Source organism: Planomonospora antibiotica (assembly GCF_014647955.1).
In the GTDB taxonomy this organism is placed as follows: Bacteria; Actinomycetota; Actinomycetes; order Streptosporangiales; family Streptosporangiaceae; genus Planomonospora; species Planomonospora parontospora.
Window position 1 is genome coordinate 1 of the sequence record NZ_BMQE01000133.1, and the last position, 1572, is coordinate 1572.

Below are 1572 nucleotides of genomic sequence, written 5' to 3' on the forward strand. Positions count from 1 at the left end.
GCAGAAACAGCCAAGTCGACAGCAGGGATCACGGCTTAACTACGCGGCCTTGCTCCTTGACGTGAGGTAATCATGATCGAACTGAAGACGCCCGCCGAGATCCAACGCATGTACGCGACGGGACGCTTCGTCGCCGAAGTGCTCTCCGAGGTCGGCCGGATCGCCGACGTGGGCGTCAACCTGCTGGACATCGAGCACCACGTGCGCGGCATGATCAAACGGCGTGGGGCGGAGTCGTGCTACTGGGACTACGCTCCGTCCTTCGGCCGCGGCCCGTTCCGCAACGTCATCTGCCTGTCCGTCAACGACGCGGTCCTGCACGGACTGCCCCACGACTACGCCCTGCGTGACGGAGACGTGCTCAGCGCGGACATCGCGGTCGTCATCGACGGCTGGGCGGCTGATTCGGCGCGCACGGTCATTGTCGGCACCGCCGCGGAAGAGGACCTGCGGATCATCCGCGCCACCGAGGAGGCGTTGGAGGCGGCGATCGAGATGGCGCGTCCGGGCAACCGCCTGGGCGACATCTCGGCGGCCATCTGGGCAGTGGCCCGCGACCACGGCTATCCGGTCAACGACGAATTCGGCGGCCACGGCATCGGCCGCACCATGCACGGCGATCCCCACGTTCCGAACAAGGGCAAGGCCGGCCGCGGCATGAAGCTCCGCCCCGGCCTGACCCTCGCGCTGGAGCCCTGGCTCGCCCGCACGACCGACCGGATCGTCTACGACCCTGACGGCTGGACCATCCGCTCGGCCGACGGCTCCCGCACCGCCCACTCCGAGCACACGGTCGCCATCACCGAGGACGGCCCCCTCGTCCTCACCCGGCGCGAAGACGAGAACCCGCCCGCGCGCTGAGTCCGAAAGCCGTTCCGATGCGGGTGACTGAGCTTCCCCTCGTAGCGTGGAGATCGAACCGAGAGAGGTTTGGTCGTGGCAGGTGCCACGAGGCGTCGCTTTGATCCGGACTGGGGCCAGATCAGGCCGGGTGGGGCCGGCTCAAGCCGTCCTGACCACTTGGCCCGGCAGGCGGCGCTGCAGCCCAGCGCGTAGCCGACCGCACCGCCCGCCGTGGGTGGCTGAGTACGGTCGGCTACCTGCCGGGCGCAGCGGGTCGCTGGGCGCAAAGGCCGCGAGCGCCGCTGATGCCGGATGGGCGCCCCCGGGGGAGCCGGATCCTGCAGGGCGGTGATCGGGCCGGCTTACCTGCGGCGCGCCGGGGCGCTCAGTACGTCGCTGAACTCGTCGACGGCCAGTCCTCGTCCCGGTTTCGCCTTGGGCGCGATGATCGTCATCGGCTTGTCCCAGTTGCGGTACTGCGTGCCCAGGCGCGCCTGATCGATCCGGCCCTCTCCCCACCCTGCGACCTTGGAACGCAGGTCCGAGTGCAGATTGAAGTTCCAGACGACCCGGTAGGGCCATCCACGGTCGTCATACAGATAGGCCCAGTTCACCTCGGAGGTGCCCAAATCCGCGGTCCCCGCAGCCTCACGGAAACTGGGTGAGACACCCGCGTTCCGCGTAATTCAGGCCCCTAGAGGCTGGCACGACCTGAACGTGCTGGTCAGC

2 protein-coding genes are annotated in these 1572 nt (G+C 68.6%); one reads left to right on the top strand and one right to left on the bottom strand.

Going from position 1 to position 1572, the window contains the following annotated elements; all coding sequences use genetic code 11:
* Nucleotides 1–72 precede the first annotated feature (72 nt).
* Entirely contained in the window at nucleotides 73–861 is a 789-nt protein-coding gene (gene map / locus IEZ06_RS35740; RefSeq protein ID WP_189241097.1) for a type I methionyl aminopeptidase, read from the top strand.
* A gap of 344 nt (nucleotides 862–1205) precedes the next feature.
* Here map and IEZ06_RS35745 read toward each other — a convergent pair whose 3' ends face one another.
* Nucleotides 1206–1472, bottom strand: a complete 267-nt coding sequence (locus IEZ06_RS35745) for a hypothetical protein (RefSeq protein ID WP_189241098.1) — start codon at nucleotides 1470–1472, stop codon at nucleotides 1206–1208.
* Nucleotides 1473–1572: the final 100 nt, after the last annotated feature.

Coding starts and splice junctions, on each gene's coding strand:
- map (WP_189241097.1), top strand. CDS start 73: ATGATCGAACTGAAGACGCCCGCCGAGATCCAACGCATGTACGCGACG.